Raw genomic sequence first — 18384 nt, 5'->3', positions numbered from 1 at the left:
GAAAGCCCACCACGGGTTGTCAGGGCCACATCGCCGACTGATCTGATGAACCATGAAGGGCTATACAATACGCAAGTGTAGGAGGCCTCAGCCCCTCGCACGAGGCACGCTTCTTGGATAGGCCTTAAACCAGTAAGATCAATACGGATTTACTCGGAATATCAGAGCCAGGGAACCGGTAACCGATGGTTGATCTTGTGGAGCTCCTGAAATGATGACCCATGAAGAATTACTGAACAACCGACGCTCGTGCAGGTTACGTATAAGAATACCCCACACAGGAGAAGGGTCAGCACCCCGTAGCGTCAGCGGCAGGGGTGCTGACATTCTGTAACAGAAATAAAACCCTTATATAATTTTTTTCACCCCTTAGCTTACCGTCTGCCACGCCCGCGCTTCGTCGGGGCCAGGCTCGCTACGCTCACGTGGCCCTCCTAACGCTACGTGGCATCGGGTAAGCGATCCATCCCCACACACAACAGACCACCGATAAAAAGGCTCATTTTCCCTTAAGACTTATTAAGGAATTTTGACACCTTTTTACCCTCACTCATTTTTATACCCCACCGATCCGGACTCTGACGCCACCTCCACTTCGCTGCAGTGTCTTGGGTCCTGCCGGTGGGGTACGAACGGATCAAACTTTACCGTTTAGCGGGAATTCAGGAAGCTGATGAAAAAAATCAGCACAACTCAATAAACCCTGAAACAATGAGCCTAAATTTAACGGAAAAGGTTCATCTTATGATTAACGAAATTTATCACGTGACCAGTCGATGTGGCGCTGGCAAAAGCCGTGCAACCATTAAAGAATTGATACGGCACATACTCGCTGAGGCGGATAGTAATCGCACCTATCTGCTAGCGTCTAAGACGAACCCACTCACCGAACAGAACTTTGAGTATGCGAAAGAGATTATTCAAGAGCATGTGAACGGAAGCGAACTGGCAATTAAGCGAGTTGATTCCACCAATGTCAAAGGAAGTGTAGTTCGAGGTCTGCTTGACTTACTAGCATCTGGTTTCAAAGGTGTAATTTTCGTTTCCCATAAAGCTCTCGCGTCTATGCCCGCTGAGAAGTTAACTGGTGTCCGCATCGTCACAGACGAAGTTCCCCAAGACTTTGCAGGCACCCTAATGGTCCAGTATGCTGCCAAGGATTCCGGCTACCCATGGGACGACTACCTCATTGAAGTGCCATCGAACCATAAAGGATATACCTGCGTTGACATCCATCCGGATGCGGACAGAAAGGACATCCGCCGCTACATCAACGCTATCAACCAAAACAGAGACACGGCTTCCTCACAGAACGTTGCAGATCTTTTGACTTTCCTAATGGAGGGTTATGAGGCAGCCTATACAACCACCACCCAGTCCGACGGATCCATCTCTCGCGTTTATCAGGCAGTCCACTATCACCGCATTAAGGAGTTGGTCGATCATGTTGATTTCCTTGCCATTCTCGCTGCCCAGTTAGACGAGACTTTGTTAGGGTTTATTACCCAGCAACGTCTTGGCTTGTCCATTGTTGAAAAAGACGTAAGTGACAGCGTAAATCTGGATCAAAAACACAAAAACCGAGTCCGTATCATTCCTTTTCTGGAAAATGGACGATGGTCTACCACCCTTAGAAGAAAGCCAGCACATGATTCTTTGACCATCGGTGATAAGCCAGTTGGCTCAAAAATCTCCGTGTGTAGTGGTCAACTAACCCCGAACAGTATTTTAAGTTTTTCTTCCGCAACCACCGGCGGCATGCCGTCATTGAACGTATGAGGGCGCTGCCGGTTGTAGTAGTCCATCAGGTAGTCGCCAATATCCTTCCTGGCATCGGGAATCGACCGATATCCAAGTGAAGGGATCCATTCGCTCTTCAAGCTTCGGAAGACCCGTTCCATCGGGGCATTGTCCCAGCAATTTCCCCGGCGACTCATGCTTTGCTCCATGCGGTAGCGCCAGAGTCTCTGACGGAATAATCGACTGGCATACTGACTGCCCTGGTCGGAGTGGAACAGAACTCCAGTGGGCTTCCCTCGTTGCTCATACGCATGATCCAGGGCTTTCACTACCAACTCAGCATCAGGCCGGTCTGATAGCGCCCAGCCGACAATCCGGCGGGCATAGAGATCGAGAACGACCGCCAGATAGCTCCATCGCTGACCAGCCCACACATAGGTGATGTCACCGCACCATGCCTGGTCCGGGTGGCTGACGCTGAACTCACGATTCAGCCGGTTTGGAATGTCCGGCCTTTCCACAGTGGCCTGCTTGTAAGCGTGAGGACCAGGTTGTTTGCAGATCAGCCCCAGCTCACTCATCAGGCGGCGAACCTTGAAGCGCCCGATCACAACGCCTTCATCATTAAGCATGGTGGTGATCATACGGCTTCCCGCTGAGCTTCGGCTCTTGCGAAAGATCCGGTTCACATCGGCCCGCAGAACCACTCGTTCGGCATCCACTACGGACCGCCTGCGGCGATACTCGTAATAGCTGGACCGCGATACTTCAAACGCTTTACAGACCATCTCAACCGGCTCCTGCTCACTCAACTGGTCTATCAGCGCGTACGATTCATCTCGTCCGACATCAAGAGAGCGGTAGCCTTTTTTAGTATCGATTTCTCCCGTTCCAGGCGCTCGCAACGCGCTTCCAGTTCCTGGATCCGCTGCTGCTCCGGCGTCAGCGCTTTGGACTTGGGTGTAAGCCCGCCACGTTCCTCTGAAAGCTGTTTTACCCATCGCCTGAGGGCGTTCTCGCCGACATTCAAAGAGCGGCCGGCCTCGGCAACAGTGTAGCCCTGGTCAAGCACCAGACAGGCGGCTTCCTGCTTGAACTCCGGCGTAAAAGATCGTCGTTTCCTGGTCATCAGACACCTCGCTTATGGTGGCGATATTACCACCTACGTTGGTGTCCGGAATCATTGAACCACTACAGTAGGCCAGTTTGCCCAAGAATTTGCAGCCCAACTTTTAGGCCAGGAAGATGCCCTAATAACGCTGAACAAAGACGAGAACCTGCACCCCAACTTGGCGCATCTTGCCGATAACCTGACATCCACTCAGGTGCATGGTATGAACCATTTCAGCCACCTTGACCATGCGATATACCTCGCTTCCAGCAACCCTACCCCTTTCGTGATCAAAACCTTTCAGATGTTCGCTGATGATCACGGGCTGGATCGGGATAAACTTATCCGCGCCGTTATGGTCGAACGTTGCTATGAAGCTGCATATCAATGCGTTGCCCGAACCAGTATCCGAAATGAACAAGTTGATCCAGACAAAGAACATCTCATCATTGTTCCCGATATGGCCTACGCAGAGTACATCCAGAGCTGGTTTGAACCAGGTTGTGCCGCCATCGACACCCAGCACTCATATCAAATTCAACGCAGCAGCAATAAGAAAGATCTGGAAAAAACAGACCGCTTTAACCTGGCCCTTCAAATCATCACACAACAGAGTCAAAAACAGCGAAAGCTTCCCGATTTGGTGAAGGCCGCCGGCACTTCCATGTCGACGTTCAAGAGATGCAGAGAAGAATTTCGGCCAGAATTTGAGCAAGCCGGCCTGATTAAGCCCAAGCGTAGGCATACTATCAAACAGATGGCCTGAACCTCTTTTGTTTCCTGTTAACAACGGCTGCACAAGGGACATGAATCAGATACTTATTAAAACTTTCTCGCAAATTCATAAGATGCCTACGCCGGCATTAATGACTGACTAAACGCCGAAAACCAAAGTACCCCCCCGGGGGTCTTCCAGGCTCTCATGTCTATGAAGCCCAGCCCCCTTCTTTTAACTGTCCGCCTGTCAGCACACCATAGATCTTGCACCACGCGTCGGTAGCCAGCGCTCCTACACCCATGCCTACACAAGCATAGCCAGTCAGATAGCGGGGCTTGTACCCGACCGGACTGACCAGATAGGCAGCTTCAGGATCACGGTCAGGGGCTTGGTCTCTGCCTCACCTTCTGACAGAAGCGTCCTCACGCATACATCAGTTCAATGACATCTACATGGGTTACAGGCGTCCTCCGGACGCTTTTGTGAGACTGTCAGGGATGACTGTGCTCGGGCTTTCTGGCTTCCGCCAAAGACGGCTCGGTACCGGAGAGCTGATGGGAATATAGGCAGGACGCCACAGGGTGGGCAATGGCACAGGAAGTGCCGACATCGCTCACCCACGCAACCCGCAGATGACAGTCAGTCATCTGTGTAACCCACACCTCCTTCTCGTTCACCTGCCGGAGCCGGTCTGACACAACGTCACCCGAGACTTCCGGCGTCGGCGTGTCGAAGAAGGGGCGCCAAGTAGTTTCATCAGGGCGCTTCGGACCCTGATGAAACCTTCACATATAGCTCGTTAACAGGCGTAAAGAAATGAACGAACAAGATAAGCGGAATGGCCATCTGCCAGCCTGCTTCCACCCAACACCACTACCCCACACAGGAACCACGATGAACCACTCAAGATTCAACCCAGCCTACGTCCAGATCTCAGCAGCTGAAGCAGCGCAGATACTCGGCATAAGTATTGAAGAACTTAATCACCGTCGGCGGACCGATAGCCAATGCCCTGCAGGGTTCGTCGAGCGTGAACACTGGATGGCATCAATGAGGTTCCGGCTGTCCGACATCTACGTCTACAGTGACGCCATCATGAAGGCTTCGATTCCCGCTTCCACACACCCGAATGTCGACAAGGCGCATGAGATAAGGGCTGTCCTTGAAAAAGTCAGGATAGGCGATGCAGAGAGGAACTCAACGTGAACGCCCATTTACCAGGGCAACAACAGCTCGGCTTTAACTCTGGTGTCCGGAAGCAGTCCGATATCCCATAAGGTTGCCAGCGAGACTGGATCGCCCTAAAGGTGGCTCTCGTTGTCCTGCTGGCTTCCACGAACGGGGTCATCCGATGGCTTCTGTACATTTCCTTCTTTGGATATTCACACGTACAACGAAGCCATCAGGCCGTTCCTATGCAGGCAGCTGCAGAACCGGATCTTTCGGTTGATCGCCTGTGCCAGCTTCCAGCGAATCCAGGTAATCCGCGTACCACTGCATCATTTCCCGGCGCTTCTCCAGGTACTGGGCCTTGTTGTAAACCCCAGCCACACCAGATTCAACATGGGCCAGCTGCACTTCCACGTAATCTCGTGGCCAGCCATGTTCCCGGAGAAGCGTGGATGCTGTGTGACGGAAACCATGGCTTACTATTCGCCCTTCGTATCCAATCTGTGCGATCACCTTTTTGATCGTGTTCTCGCTCATGGTGGGATTCTTGGGGCCAAAGCCAGGGAAGACATAACGACCAAGGCCGGTCATCTCTTTCAGCTCACGCAGATCGTCTATCGACTGCTGAGCCAATGGGACGACATGATCCCGGCGCATTTTCATCTTGTCAGCTGGTATTACCCACTCCCCTTTATCCAGGTCTATCTCAGACCATTCCGCAAAACGCGCCATCCCCGGGCGACTGGCCGTCCGCATGACCAAGCGCAGAAGAACAAGGCTGTTGAACCTGGCCACGGAATCATTCATTGCTTTTAGAAAGTCTGGCAACTCTGGTTCAAGTAAGTGCGGGTATTGTTTCTGAGCTGGCTTGTCTACGGCAATACCACGTAGCTCACTGGCTGGATTGAGTTCACATTTGCCCTGGCCGATGGCCAACGAGTATATCTGTCTGAGCCAGCCACCGACCTTACCTGCCATTACATAGGCATCACGCTTCTCCAGACGCGCCTGTATCGCCGCACAGTCCGAGCGCGTGACCTCATCCAGGGCTTTGTCACCTATGAACGGCAGTACGTCTTTATCGAGGTATATCCTCATCTGACGTGTGGTGCCTGTAGCTCGACCAGCGGCCAACTTCCGGTCGTACCACTCTTCAGCGGCTTCTCTGAATGTGGGTTTACCTTGTACACCGTTCTTGTATTCCCGCAGGTCGATGCCATCAGAAGCCAGAGCGAGCCATTCAGCAGCATCCTTACGGGCTTTCTTTGCAGACACAGCCGGGAAGCCGCCTAAACCCATCCAGGCCCATTTACCATTCGGTCGCTTGTATCGCAGCACCCAGGATTTGTGCCCGGTTTTCTTAACGGTTAAGTACAGACCACGGCTATCCCGTTCCCGATAATCTGAAGTTTCTGGCTCCAATGCTTTGATCACGCTGTCAGCCAGTGGACGACGCTTAATAGCAGTGCGTTTCATGCCCGTTCCCTTCATTTGATGTACACCGAGATTACGTGGGTACAGTCAGAGGTACAAGCCAGGGGTTGGTAACATGGGCACACTTGGGGACACTTTGTGAAGTTAAATTCCTGAATTTACAGTATTAACGATTTTATTATTTAAGTTTGGGGAGCTTAGGTTATATAAGAATGGTGCCCGGAGCCGGACTTGAACCGGCACAGCCTAACGGCCGAGGGATTTTAAGTCCCTTGTGTCTACCAATTTCACCATCCGGGCTTTTGGAGGGAATTGCCGGCAGGATTGTATAAGGCCATGCCGGTGAACGCAATTCGCATGAGCCTGTGGGCCGCGCCAGCTGCTTTAAGCTGGCTTTACCGCCCTTCCCTTGTAGATGTAGCCGGCGATTTTCGGGGCCTTGGGCACGTAAAGGTTTTCCAGCGAGCTGATTTCAAAACCCGCGGCTTCGATCAGCTCCGAGATGGGCCGGTTCAGATGGCAGCCGCCGGCGAATTTTTTCCAGGCTGGGGTGATTCTGTCCTGCCACTTGCGGACGCCACGATCCGGAGACTGGCCGTGTTCGAGAAACAGGAGTGTCCCGCCCGGCCTGAGGACTCTGTCCATCTGCTCCAGCGCTTTACCTGCATCCGGGATGGTGCACAGTGTGAAGGTCAGGACCACCGTATCAACCGAGTTGTCTGCCAGAGGTATCTTCTCACCTGGCAGGTCCAGCCATTCTACCGGAACCGGGGATTTTGCAAGATTTGAGCGGGCCTTGCGCAGCATGCCTTCCGAAGGTTCCAGGCCGTATACGAGACTGACCTTCGCGGGATCATAAAAGGAAAGATTGATCCCTGAGCCCATGCCGACTTCAAGCACTTCGCCGGCGGCCTCGGGGACTACCTGGGCCCGTAGCTTCATGATTTGCCCAAGGGAACAGGACTTGTCGATCAGATGTGGGAGTATCCGGTCATCGTAAAATCCCATTGTTCACTCCATCATGCAAAATGTGTAAGGTAATCGAGAATGCAGGAAATCGCGGGCTTGTGCAGCCTTCCCCCTGTTTTTTTGCATTCACCGTGATCACCACCGGTCAGGGGCCCCTGAGCATTTCCCCGGAACAATTACAAAAAAACGAAGTAAACAGTGCGGTGGCACAAAGTTGATTTCGTCCTTTTGTCAGGTTACCGGAGGCTCCAGTGGATCTCGATCCCATACTTCTGTCCCGTATCCAGTTCGCATTCGTAGTGTCCTTTCACGCCATTTTCCCCGTGTTCACGATCGGGCTGGCGTCGTTTATTACCCTGCTGGAAGCCCTCGCATTCAAAACCGGCAGTCCGATGTGGCAGAGCCTGTCCGGCTTCTGGACCAGGGTGTTTGCCGTGGTGTTTGGGATGGGGGTGGTGTCCGGGATTGTGATGTCGTTCCAGTTTGGCACTAACTGGAGCAACTTCTCACAGGCAACCGCCAATTTCATGGGTCCCCTGCTCAGTTACGAGGTTATCACGGCGTTTTTCCTTGAAGCCTCGTTCCTGGGCGTCCTGCTGTTTGGCCGGGACAAGGTGCCGCCCTGGATGCATCTGGTTGCGGCTCTGCTGGTGGCCCTGGGCACGCTGGCGTCTTCTTTCTGGATTCTCTCAGCGAGTAGCTGGATGCATACGCCGGCCGGCACGGCGCTGCAGGATGGCATATTCCAGGTAACCTCATGGAACGAGGCGATTTTCAATCCCTCCTTCCCCTTCCGCCTCGGCCACATGGTGCTGGCTTCCTTCCTTACAGGGGCCTTTGTGGTCGCAGGCGTGAGCGCGTGGTATCTGCTAAGGGAACGCCAGACTGAAATGCACAGCCGGGCCCTGTCGATGTGCCTCTGGCTGATTCTCATCGTTGCCCCGGCCCAAGCTGTGCTGGGAGACTTTCATGGCCTCAATACTCTGGAACATCAGCCAATGAAAGTGGCAGCCATGGAGGCCAACTGGGAGACATCCAGCCATGTTCCCCTGGTGCTTTTTGCCTGGCCGGATCAGGAGAATCAGACCAATCTCTATGAACTGAGTGTGCCAGGGCTGGCCAGTCTCATTCTTACCCATGAATGGGACGGGGTGGTGCCTGGCCTGAACGAAGTACCGCGGGCAGAGCAGCCACCGGTGGCGATTGTGTTCTGGTCTTTCCGGGTGATGGTGGGCATTGGCATTGTGATGATCCTCGTTGCCCTCACCGGCCTGGTTCTTCGGGCCGGAGGGCGTTACTGGCGCACACCCTGGTTTTTGCAGACCCTCAGAGTCATGAGTATAACGCCATTCATTGCGGTTCTGGCGGGCTGGTTCGTGACTGAAATGGGGCGTTCACCCTGGCTGGTGCAAGGCCTGATGAATCATCAGGCGGGGGTAACCCCTTCCCTGACGGGAGGCATGGCCCTGTTTACCCTGATTGGGTATATCGTCGTTTATTCGCTGGTTTTCACTGCGGGGCTCTATTATCTGATGCGGGTACTCTATGCAGGCCCGGAGGATCCGCACAACACCGAAGAATACGAGAGTGACCGGCCGAAAAGGCCGTTTTCCGCAGCCCATGTGCCTTTTGAAATCGAGGAAAAAAGCGAATTCGCCGGAAGCCCGGAACGTCGAAACACACCAGACAGCGGAGGACACTGATTATGCAGGACATTGATCTGGTCATTGTGTGGTCGTTCATCATCGGGTTCGGGGTGATCATGTATGTACTCATGGACGGTTTTGACCTCGGCGTGGGCATTCTTTTTCCGTTTGCGCCGGACGAGGAGTCCAGGGACGTTATGATGAACTCGGTCGCACCTGTGTGGGATGGCAACGAAACCTGGCTGGTGCTGGGTGGCGCGGGGCTCCTGGCCGCCTTTCCCCTGGTGTACTCGATACTGCTTCCGGCCCTTTATATTGGCGTTTTCCTCCTGCTTACCGGCCTTATATTCCGGGGCGTGGCCTTCGAGTTCCGCTTCAAGGCCAGCAGGTCCCGTTATCTGTGGAACTGGGCCTTCGCCGGTGGGTCTGCACTGGCAGCCTTTGCTCAGGGAGCGGTAGTGGGCGCTTATGTTCAGGGTTTTGACACAGCCAACCGTGTATTCGTGGGAGGCGCTCTTGACTGGCTGACTCCGTTTACCGTGTTCACCGGTTTGGGACTGCTTGTCGGCTATGCCCTGCTGGGCTCGACCTGGCTGATCCTCAAAACCGAAGGCGATCTGCAAGCCTGGGCCTACCGGGTGACCACTCCCCTGCTGGTAGCCATCCTGGTGGTGTTTGCAGTCATTGGCATCTGGACACCGTTGATCAACGAGAGCATCCGGGAACGCTGGTTTGGTGCCCTCAGTGCTCTGTGGATCCTGCCTGTTCTCACATTCCTGTGCGGGTTTCTGATTTACCGGGCAGTCCGCAAGCGCCAGGAAGCTATCCCCTTCCTCGCCACTCTTGGACTTTTCATCTTTACCTACCTTGCCCTTCTTGGCGCCCGCTGGCCCTATGTAGTGCCGCCTGACTACACGGTATGGGACGCAGCATCCGCCTATAATTCCCAGCTGTTTCTTCTGATCGGTGTGATATTCGTGGTGCCGGTTGTGCTGGCTTACACCGCCTGGACCTATTGGGTGTTTCGCGGCAAGGTCCGCCCCGGTGAGGGCTATCACTGAGTGACTCTCAGGCCCTCCGAACTGCCCCCCGATGCGGGAGCCTGGCTGAAGAGTCTCGCCGGCGAGGCCAGGGGTGAGATCCGTGCAGCGGTTGGTCTTGGTGTTGTCGCCGGTTTCGCCACCATGGCCCAGATGGCCTGCCTTGCGTACATCATTCATGACGCGGTGGTACTGGAGTATTCGGCCGAGGCACTGGCACCCTGGTTTGTCGGACTGACGACGGCACTTGGGGCACGTTTCAGCGCCCAGGCTGCTCAGGCAGGCTATATGGCCAGAAGCAGCGGTGCGGCCCGGAGCGCTGCCCGGCAGCAGCTCATGGCTGCCTGGCGGCAGGCCGGGCCGGTCAGATTGATGGACGAGTCCGCAGCCAGCCTCTCCCGGGAATGGCTGGACCATGTCGAAGCCCTGCACGGCTATTATGCCCGTTATCTACCCCAGCTCCAGCTGGCACTGCTGGTGCCCCTCGTCATTCTTTCCACCCTGGCCTGGACCGACTGGCTGGCAGCCGTCTTCCTGCTGCTTGCAGCGCCCCTGATTCCCCTTTTCATGGCCCTCGTGGGAATGGGTGCCCAGAACCTGAACCGTCGGCATTTCGAGACTATTGGCCGGCTTTCCGGGCAGTTTCTGGACCGGGTCCGGGGGCTGCCAACTCTGCAGCTGTTTGGCCAGGCCGCAGCTGAAGCCGAGGTTCTCAGGGAGAGATCTGAGGATTACAGACAAATAACCATGAAGACGCTGCGCATCGCCTTTCTGTCCTCCGCCGTGCTGGAATTCTTTGCCTCGGTGAGCATTGCCGTGGTGGCCATTTATATCGGCTTCGGGCTGCTTGGCTATATTGAATTCGGGCCTGCTCCCTCGCTGACTCTGTTCAGCGGCCTGTTTGTCCTGCTGCTGGCGCCGGAGTTTTTCCAGCCCTTGCGGCAACTGGCCCAGCACTACCATGACCGGGCAGCAGCGCTGGGCGCAGCGGAGCTGATTCTGGCGCGCCTCACCTCTGCGGCGCGACTTGCGGCTGCGCCAGCAGGAAAAGCGCCATCAGTCTCTGCGACAGCCGCCAGAGATGAAATTCTCCTTGATCATGTCTGCGTTGACTTCCCCGACGGCCGGCAGGGACTGAAGGATGTTTTTCTGCGAGTGAACCCTGGCGAACGGATCGCCATCACCGGGCCATCCGGGGCCGGTAAAAGCACCCTTCTCAACGTCCTGGCGGGGTTTATAACACCCACTCAGGGCTCTGTGAGCGTGTCTGGAAGGCCTCCCGGCGAGTGCCCATTCGGCTGGCTGGGGCAGTCACCCCACGTGGTTCATGGCACCTGGGCGGACCACCTCCGGCTGGTCGCGCCTGATGCCACCGACAGCCAGATGATCAGGGCTCTTGAATGGGCAGGTCTGGCTGAGCTTCTGGGATCCCGCTCCGAGGGATTGGCCAGCCGGATATCCGAGCTTGGTGTTGGGCTTTCTGGCGGCCAGGCCCGACGGCTCAGCCTGGCCCGGCTGTTTCTGTCTGATGCGAATCTGATTCTTCTGGACGAGCCAACCGCCGGGCTGGATGCCCACACCGAACAGCTGGTGCTGCAGGCCCTCCGGAAGCTGGCTGAAAATGGCCGCACACTGGTGTTTGTCACCCATCACGAGTCCCTGCTTGGGCTGGCAACAAGGGTGGTCCGGATGGAACAGGGAACTGTCTGTGATGGGTGAGCTGCTGCCCTGGATCCGGCTGATTGCAGGACGCAGAAATCGCCTGGTAATCGGTGCCCTGCTGATTGGCCTGACCATGCTCGCGGGGCTAGCGCTGCTCTCGCTTTCAGGCTGGTTTATCACGGCCTCCGCCGTGACTGGAATTCTTCTGGCTGCGGGCACCCAGGTCGCCTTCGATGTATACGTGCCCGGCGGCGGTATCCGCCTGTTTGCCCTCACCCGCACTCTGGCCCGATACGGCGAACGTGTGTATAACCACAACACCGTTCTGGGTCTTCTGGCGGATCTGCGGGTGTGGCTGTTTCGCAGGCTGGCCGACTCCTCTCCGGCCGGCGCCTCTGGCAGAAAGAGTTCAGAATGGCTGTCCCGGCTCACAAAGGACCTGGATGCCCTGGACACCCTGTACCTGCGACTCATGGCGCCGGCAGGCCTGGCACTGCTCATCACTCTGGCCTTTGTAGTGCTGATTGCAGGTATTTACAGCCTGCGAGCAGCTCTGGCCGTTGGTTTCCTGCTGGCGCTGGCGCTGATTACTGCAAGCGGGGGTGTTTTCAGCCGCACACAGGCCCTGTCGCGAAATCAGGCAGAGAAGCTGGAGGAACTGCGGGGCGAGGTCATTGAGCACATCGAGGCCCAGGCTGAGCTGGTCGCGGCGGGCGCTCGCGACAGACAGCAGGACAAACTTGCCAGCAACGCCCATGAGCTGGCTGAGGAGCAGGCACTGATCGACAGGCGAGTTGGCTGGCACGGCGCCCTCTCCGCTTTTTTCATGCATGCCAGCCTGGTGGCAGGGCTCTGGCTCGGCATCAGCCTGCTTCAGGCCGGGCAGATCAGCGGGCCGGTACTCGCGATCCTGCCGCTGGCACTGCTCGGGCTAAACGAAATCTATTCGGTGCTTCCGGACACCTTCGGACGTCTGGGGGGCACCCTGGGCGCGGCAAGGCGTCTGAACCGGGATATCAGTCAGCAGACGTTGCCGGAGCATCAGGCCCGCACTCAGCGCCTTCCTGAACCAGCCCCTTCCGTCTTCTGGGTGAAGGCCTCCTTTGATCACGGGGAGGCACCAGAGGTTATCAGGAACTTCTCACTTTCTGTCAGGCCGGGGGATCGGGTGGGCATAGTCGGGCGTTCCGGCAGTGGCAAATCCACTCTGGCCGATATGGCTGCAGGCCTGGTCCAGCCGACAAGGGGTCACTGCTGGCTGGGGGAGATCGAAAGCCCCCAACCGGATACCCCAACATGGCTATCCCAGGTCAGTTACCTCACCCAGTCGACGCAGCTGTTCGATGACACGCTTCGGCAGAACCTGCTGCTGGCGCGACCGGCGGCCACGGATGAACAGTTGTGGGAAGTTCTAAGTGTGGTATGTCTTGAGGGGATGGTGGCGTCCCTGCCCCGGAAGCTCGATACCTGGCTTGGTGCCTACGGGCGCCAGCTATCCGGCGGAGAAGCCCGACGCCTGGCGCTGGCCCGGGTGCTGCTGAAACCGGCCAGGCTCATCATACTCGACGAGCCATTCACCGGCCTGGATGCAGAGACCAGGGGCGCTGTCCGGCGGAACATTGAGCCCTGGATCGCGGGCCGAACCCTGCTGGCACTCGCCCACTCGACAAGAGCACTTCCGGAGGTCAGGCGGGTAGTGGTTCTGTGACTCAGCGTTCTTCAAGAAGCTCGAAGGTGAGTCCGGAATGTTCCCGCAGCCTTGTCAGCAACTGGTCGCCAAAGATTGCCGCTGGCGTCCAGAACCCGCCGGGCCGATCTTCCCGCGACACATCAAATGCCAGACAGGCACCGGCCTGTCCCAGCATCTTGCTGGTGGAGCCATAGCCCGGGTCCTGGTCCCCGGTCACCTTCGTGCGGATGGTCTGGCCATCATCGGTGCGGCCGATAAAGCGCAGGTCATAAAAGCCCTTTTCCTGCGCCATCTGGCTCGGACCCTCACCCGGCTTGGGTACTACAAACCGCTCCAGCAACCACCGGCTGGGCTTGATGGCGGAGGCCACAAGAAATCCGCCCATGGCCGCTGTAACGCCGTAGGCCGCGAGCCTGCCTTTGATTCCCTTGCCGGTCATCATGGCTTCGTCGTACAGGAACTCCCGCCCCCAGGGCGCACCCTGAATGGCATTCGTGCGGTGCACGATACGGGTATTGATGGCTGCCATGACGAAAGGCGCCAGCCAGACATCAAAATCCGGGTCATATTCGGCGGATTTCACATTGGGTTGACGCGTCTGTGACCGGTGCTCTGGCGGACACAGGGAAAACGGATTGGCCAGTTCCTTGCGCAGGGCCGGGTCCGAAGCCGCTTCTTTTGCTACGTTCATCAGACTGGCAACGGTGCCCCCGGAAAACTCGCCCTTGGCGGTGCGCACCCGCATTTTTACCTGATAACACGGCTTGCCGAGGGTTTCCTGTGCCTGCTGCTGCAGGAAAAACACACCCATGTCCGAGGGAATCGAATCAAACCCGCAGCAATGGACAATGCGAGCGCCGGATTTTTTGGCCTGGTCTTCGTATTTCTGGATCATTCTGCGGATCCATTGCACTTCGCCGGTCAGGTCGCAGTAATCGGTTCCCAGTTCAACGCAGGCTTTCACCAGTGGCTCCCCGAACAGCGCGTAGGGCCCAACGGTGGATATGACCACCCGGGTCTGCTTGCACATGTCCCTGAGCGCCTTGTCATCGTTGGCGTCTGCAATCACCACATCAAGGTTTTTGGCGGCGGCTCCCAGGTCGGTTTTCAGATTCACCAGCTTGGTTTCAGAACGCCCGGCGATGGCCCATTTCATTTTGTCGCCAGTGCCAAAGGTCTCCACCAGGTAACGGGACAGAATCTGGCCCACAAAGCTGGTGGCGCCAAATACAATCAGATCATAGCGTTGCTCGGTCATCCGGATTTCCTTTTCGAATGTCAGAATGAAAAAATAAACATATTACCGGAAAGCGTCTGGTGCTCTGCGGGCTCCCATCAGAGCGAGGAAAACAGCGAGACCCAGGCCCCAGAACCCGTTCAGGATAAGCCCCCCAATCCAGTGCTGCCCGGTAACCTCGAGGCCTTTCATCGGGAAAACCACGAGCATGGCTACCACGGTCGGGCCAATGGCGCCCAGGATAATTGAGAGCGACCAGAAGCCCAGTGCTGCCATCCGGCCGATAATTGCCCAGATAACCATGCCCCAGAGGCCCCCGAAAAAGGCGAGCGAGAGCACCGCCGGAACACCCAGTGGCGGAACCGGCGAAAGATTGAAAGGGGCCGATGGCACAACGCCAGCGTAATAAAAAACCGCAAACAGTCCCTGATGGAAGATCAGGGTTGCCAGGAAGCCGCTCACAAATGCCTTGAACCAGACCATGGTGAAAATCCTGTAAAGTTATGGGATTAGTGTTGGATTGTGAGGGAGAGAGGATTTTTCCGCAAACAATCGACGATTTTAATGAGCTTTTCCCCTTTTTCGGCTGATTTTCGGCAATTCGGCCAATCGGTTGGCCGCCCGGCTGTTCCACACTGATGCCTCTGGCTGCCATGCATCGCTTTTATTCACTTTTATCCGGAGGAACTCCAGGTGGATTACATGTTTGCATTTCTTTTTCTGGCTCTGGCGGTCGCTCTCGGGCTGCTCTATCACCAGTTTCGGATCCAGAGCCGGATGCTTCAGGAAGCACGATCCGAACTTCAGAGGCTTGACCCGGGTGCGCCGCCGGCCCGGCCACCGGAGATGTTTCTTACGGTGAAGGTAGTGGATCCGATTGCCCTGGCCAAGCGGGAGTCGAAGTCTGCCCGACTTCTTGCCGACCGGCTGCCTGTGATGGTGAAGAAAATGGTCTATCAGCAGGTAATGAAAGAGATTCGGGAAGAACTGGCGGAACGGGACATCGAGGTGGAGATCAACATCGACTATCGTTGATGTTCCGGAGCCGGATGATGAATCACGATCAACACGAGGTCTGAACATGCTGGCAGCGACTCTGACACTGCTTTTACTTTGCACAGGACTGACCCTGGCGTCTGTCTGGCAGTGCCGCCGTAACAGGCGGGTTGGCCTTGAGGTCAGATGCCAGCTGGTCCGTATTGTGGGCCGGAAGCGAAAAAGGGAACTGGAACTTCTGGAACTCAGAAACCGCAGGCGACTGCTGGAGGACACGGTGAATGGGAGTACAGCTGCAGTGGAAATGATCCACCGCACGATCAGTTCCACAACCTTCGAGATGTTTGAACGTTTTTCCAGCAGCGAAAGGACTCGCGAGAATGCCAGACAGACGCGGCTGGCCCACGATCGGGCTAGCAGTGGCATTTACCGCACGCTGCGCTCAACCAACAGGGCATTGCATGCGCTTGCCAACGTGGTAATTGACAGCAGAGCGGGCAAAAAGAGGGACAACGAGGGGAAGCCAGCGGACCGGGAGTGATGAATACCTCCCGGCCCGCAAAACTCAATCAGTCTTTGCGGGACGTTACTTCCAGCAGGTGGTAACCGAACTGGGTCTTCACCGGCCCCTGAACTTCGTTGACCGGCGCGCTGAACACCACCTTGTCAAATTCCGGAACCATCTGGCCTGGGCCAAATTCGCCCAGATCGCCGCCGTTACGGCCGGAAGGACAGGTTGAATATTCTTTTGCCAGCGCGGCGAATTCTTCCCCACCTTCGATGCGGGTTTTCAGTTCTTTGCATTTCGCTTCATCAGCCACCAGCAGGTGACGGGCAGATGCACGTGCCATCAGGACATACTCCAGTTTGAGTGAAGGGGCATAATACCCTTTTGAGCCAATTTTAAAAAGCCACAAAAAAAGGCACCCTAAGGTGCCTTTTTTTACGTTGAATCAGTGCGTTAAACCACCTTCTTCAACTCTTCCTCAAGCTGGGGAACAGCTTCAAAAAGATCAGCTACAAGCCCGTAGTCGGCAACACCAAAGATGGGAGCTTCCTCATCCTTGTTGATAGCGACGATCACCTTGGAGTCACCCATGCCTGCCAGGTGCTGGATGGCGCCGGAGATGCCCACAGCGATGTACAGCTGGGGTGCTACGATCTTGCCAGTCTGGCCAACCTGCATGTCGTTCGGCACGAAGCCGGCATCGACAGCGGCACGGGAGGCGCCAACGGCAGCGCCCAGAACATCAGCAAGGCTTTCCAGCATTTTGAAGTTCTCACCGTTCTGCATGCCGCGGCCGCCGGATACAACAATCTTCGCGCCGGCCAGCTCAGGACGGTCTGACTTGGCGATTTCTTCCTTCACAAAGGTAGAAAGGCCTGCGTCCTTGACCACATCCAGAGACTCAACAGAGGCCGAACCACCCTCGGCAGCTACCGGATCGAAACCAGTCGGGCGCACGGTGATTACCTTGATGCTGTCATTGCTCTTGACCGTCGCAATGGCATTACCGGCATAGATCGGACGAACAAAGGTGTCTTCGGATTCAACCCGCATGATGTCAGACACCTGGGCAACATCCAGCAGGGCTGCAACACGCGGCATGAAGTCTTTGCCAGTGGTTCCGGCCGAAGTCAGAATGTGGCTGTAGTTCTTGCCCACTTCTGCAACCAGTTCACCCAGGTTCTCTGCCAGAAAATGGCCGTATGCAGCATTGTCTGCGACCAGAACCCTGTTCACACCTGCGGCCTTGGCGGCTGCCTCAGCTACGGCGCCTACATTTTCACCGGCGACCAGCACATCCACATCACCGCCAATCTGCTTTGCTGCAGCCAGGACGTTCAGGGTTGCCTGCCTCAGGCTGCTATTGTCGTGCTCAGCAATTACAAGGATGCTCATTTAGATCACCTTCGCTTCGTTCTTCAGTTTATCAACCAGCTCTGCAACATCTGCCACCTTCACACCGCCCTTGCGGGCTGACGGGGCTTCAACTTTCAGAGTTGACAGGCGGGCCGCAATATCGACACCCAGGTCGGCCGGGCTCATGGACTCCAGCGGCTTTTTCTTCGCCTTCATGATATTTGGCAGGGAAGCGTAGCGGGGCTCGTTAAGACGCAGATCTGTTGTAACAACAGCTGGCAGCCCCAGCTCCACCGTCACCAGGCCGCCGTCCACTTCACGGGTAACCTTGACTTTGTCGCCCTCAACCACAACTTCGGAGGCAAAAGTGCCCTGCCCCATTCCGGTCAATGCTGCCAGCATCTGCCCAGTCTGGTTGTTGTCGGAATCGATGGACTGCTTGCCCAGAATAACGAGCTTCGGCTCTTCTTTCTCTACCACGGCCTTGAGCAGCTTGGCGGCTTCGAGTGACTGAACCTGTTCGTCAGTCTCTATGTGAATACCACGGTCTGCGCCCAGAGCCAGAGCTGTACGGATCTGCTCCTGACTGGCCTTGGGACCAATGGAAACCACGACAATCTCGGTCGCGACGCCTTTCTCTTTGAGGCGGACCGCTTCTTCAACTGCGATCTCACAGAAAGGATTCATTGCCATCTTCACGTTGGCAAGATCAACACCGGTGTTGTCCGGCTTGACGCGTACCTTGACGTTGTAGTCGATTACTCGTTTTACAGCGACCAGAACCTTCATAGATTCCTCGTTCTTCTACGATGGGTTTAATGACTCGCATCCGGCGTCGATGCCCGCTGGACTCCTGGTTGAGGGTCCAGCAGCGTTCCAGATGCCTGTCGCATCGATTCGTCCAGTGACCAATCGACCGTTAAATCAGCCTGTTTCCCGCCCCACCCCTGTGTTGGGTAAAAGGGGCGCGTGTCTCCAGAGCGCCATAATACTGACGCCAAAGGCCAAACGGGTCAATAGTCCCGCCTGCCTGCAAAACCCTGCGCAACGACCAGTGGCTTACCCGGCTCGTTGCCAGCCGGGGAAATGCTCCCTTCAGGCAGTCAG

The 18384-nt window shown here is 56.2% G+C and carries 18 protein-coding genes and 1 tRNA gene; 9 read left to right on the top strand and 10 right to left on the bottom strand.

Annotated features, from left to right (window positions below; all coding sequences use genetic code 11):
- Positions 1 to 621: 621 nt before the first annotated feature.
- Entirely contained in the window at positions 622 to 1779 is a 1158-nt protein-coding gene (locus LG327_RS13370; protein WP_404362548.1) for a hypothetical protein, read from the top strand.
- Here the strand turns inward: LG327_RS13370 and LG327_RS13365 are convergent.
- Positions 1707 to 2869, bottom strand: a protein-coding gene (locus tag LG327_RS13365) for an IS3 family transposase (RefSeq protein WP_404362163.1) whose coding sequence is annotated in 2 segments (ribosomal slippage) — positions 1707 to 2614 and positions 2614 to 2869 — 1164 coding nt in all. Because the reading frame shifts where the segments join, the coding sequence is not laid out codon by codon here. The two genes, LG327_RS13370 and LG327_RS13365, sit on opposite strands and share 73 nt — an antisense overlap.
- A gap of 205 nt (positions 2870 to 3074) precedes the next feature.
- Between LG327_RS13365 and LG327_RS13360 the strand changes: the two genes are divergently transcribed.
- Positions 3075 to 3617, top strand: a complete 543-nt coding sequence (locus LG327_RS13360; protein ID WP_404362546.1) for a hypothetical protein — start codon at positions 3075 to 3077, stop codon at positions 3615 to 3617.
- Between the two features lie 443 nt (positions 3618 to 4060).
- On the opposite strand, the gene LG327_RS13355 is transcribed toward LG327_RS13360, so the two are convergent.
- On the bottom strand, positions 4061 to 4216 hold the full coding sequence (locus LG327_RS13355; protein ID WP_404362544.1) for a hypothetical protein: 156 nt from the start codon (positions 4214 to 4216) through the stop codon (positions 4061 to 4063).
- A 247-nt stretch (positions 4217 to 4463) separates the two neighbouring features.
- On the opposite strand from LG327_RS13355, the gene LG327_RS13350 reads away from it, so the two are divergent.
- On the top strand, positions 4464 to 4775 hold the full coding sequence (locus tag LG327_RS13350; protein ID WP_404362543.1) for a hypothetical protein: 312 nt from the start codon (positions 4464 to 4466) through the stop codon (positions 4773 to 4775).
- 207 nt (positions 4776 to 4982) lie between these two features.
- On the opposite strand, the gene LG327_RS13345 is transcribed toward LG327_RS13350, so the two are convergent.
- The 3 genes from LG327_RS13345 to LG327_RS13335 form a co-directional block, all read right to left on the bottom strand.
- Positions 4983 to 6215, bottom strand: coding sequence for a tyrosine-type recombinase/integrase (locus tag LG327_RS13345; RefSeq protein WP_404362541.1), 1233 nt, complete (start codon positions 6213 to 6215; stop codon positions 4983 to 4985).
- A gap of 171 nt (positions 6216 to 6386) precedes the next feature.
- Positions 6387 to 6473: transfer RNA gene (locus tag LG327_RS13340), tRNA-Leu, on the bottom strand.
- A gap of 84 nt (positions 6474 to 6557) precedes the next feature.
- Positions 6558 to 7181 (bottom strand): class I SAM-dependent methyltransferase, encoded by a 624-nt coding sequence (locus LG327_RS13335; protein WP_404362539.1) that lies wholly within the window; start codon positions 7179 to 7181, stop codon positions 6558 to 6560.
- A 212-nt stretch (positions 7182 to 7393) separates the two neighbouring features.
- Between LG327_RS13335 and LG327_RS13330 the strand changes: the two genes are divergently transcribed.
- From LG327_RS13330 to cydC, 4 genes are read left to right on the top strand one after another with little or no spacing between them, the layout of a single operon-like run.
- Positions 7394 to 8845 carry a cytochrome ubiquinol oxidase subunit I gene (locus LG327_RS13330; RefSeq protein ID WP_404362537.1) on the top strand — a complete coding sequence of 484 codons (1452 nt, stop codon included), beginning with the start codon at positions 7394 to 7396 and terminating at the stop codon, positions 8843 to 8845.
- 2 nt (positions 8846 to 8847) lie between these two features.
- Complete coding sequence (gene cydB / locus LG327_RS13325; protein WP_404362536.1) at positions 8848 to 9849, top strand: cytochrome d ubiquinol oxidase subunit II; 1002 nt, start codon at positions 8848 to 8850, stop codon at positions 9847 to 9849.
- On the top strand, positions 9850 to 11547 hold the full coding sequence (cydD, locus tag LG327_RS13320; protein ID WP_404362534.1) for a thiol reductant ABC exporter subunit CydD: 1698 nt from the start codon (positions 9850 to 9852) through the stop codon (positions 11545 to 11547).
- Positions 11540 to 13198 carry a thiol reductant ABC exporter subunit CydC gene (gene cydC / locus LG327_RS13315; protein ID WP_404362533.1) on the top strand — a complete coding sequence of 553 codons (1659 nt, stop codon included), beginning with the start codon at positions 11540 to 11542 and terminating at the stop codon, positions 13196 to 13198. The genes cydD and cydC overlap by 8 nt, the downstream gene beginning before the upstream one ends.
- A gap of 1 nt (position 13199) precedes the next feature.
- Here cydC and LG327_RS13310 read toward each other — a convergent pair whose 3' ends face one another.
- The gene (locus tag LG327_RS13310) at positions 13200 to 14438 is read right to left on the bottom strand and encodes a saccharopine dehydrogenase family protein (RefSeq protein ID WP_404362531.1); all 1239 of its coding nucleotides are present in this window, start codon (positions 14436 to 14438) and stop codon (positions 13200 to 13202) included.
- Between the two features lie 42 nt (positions 14439 to 14480).
- Positions 14481 to 14900 carry a hypothetical protein gene (locus LG327_RS13305; protein WP_404362529.1) on the bottom strand — a complete coding sequence of 140 codons (420 nt, stop codon included), beginning with the start codon at positions 14898 to 14900 and terminating at the stop codon, positions 14481 to 14483.
- Between the two features lie 219 nt (positions 14901 to 15119).
- Here LG327_RS13305 and LG327_RS13300 point away from each other — a divergent pair, with 219 nt between their 5' ends.
- Both LG327_RS13300 and LG327_RS13295 read left to right on the top strand, forming a co-directional pair.
- Complete coding sequence (locus tag LG327_RS13300) at positions 15120 to 15452, top strand: hypothetical protein (RefSeq protein ID WP_404362528.1); 333 nt, start codon at positions 15120 to 15122, stop codon at positions 15450 to 15452.
- Positions 15453 to 15498: 46 nt separating this feature from the next.
- Positions 15499 to 15954 carry a hypothetical protein gene (locus tag LG327_RS13295; protein WP_404362526.1) on the top strand — a complete coding sequence of 152 codons (456 nt, stop codon included), beginning with the start codon at positions 15499 to 15501 and terminating at the stop codon, positions 15952 to 15954.
- A 28-nt stretch (positions 15955 to 15982) separates the two neighbouring features.
- On the opposite strand, the gene LG327_RS13290 is transcribed toward LG327_RS13295, so the two are convergent.
- The 3 genes from LG327_RS13290 to LG327_RS13280 form a co-directional block, all read right to left on the bottom strand.
- On the bottom strand, positions 15983 to 16264 hold the full coding sequence (locus LG327_RS13290) for a peptidylprolyl isomerase (RefSeq protein WP_404362524.1): 282 nt from the start codon (positions 16262 to 16264) through the stop codon (positions 15983 to 15985).
- Positions 16265 to 16374: 110 nt separating this feature from the next.
- Positions 16375 to 17316, bottom strand: coding sequence for an electron transfer flavoprotein subunit alpha/FixB family protein (locus tag LG327_RS13285; RefSeq protein ID WP_404362522.1), 942 nt, complete (start codon positions 17314 to 17316; stop codon positions 16375 to 16377).
- Positions 17317 to 18066, bottom strand: a complete 750-nt coding sequence (locus LG327_RS13280) for an electron transfer flavoprotein subunit beta/FixA family protein (protein WP_404362520.1) — start codon at positions 18064 to 18066, stop codon at positions 17317 to 17319.
- Positions 18067 to 18384 lie beyond the last annotated feature (318 nt).

Origin of the sequence: Marinobacter sp. (assembly GCF_044799475.1) — a bacterium.
Classification (GTDB): Bacteria; Pseudomonadota; Gammaproteobacteria; order Pseudomonadales; family Oleiphilaceae; genus Marinobacter.
This window is presented reverse-complemented; position numbering and strand designations above follow the sequence as displayed.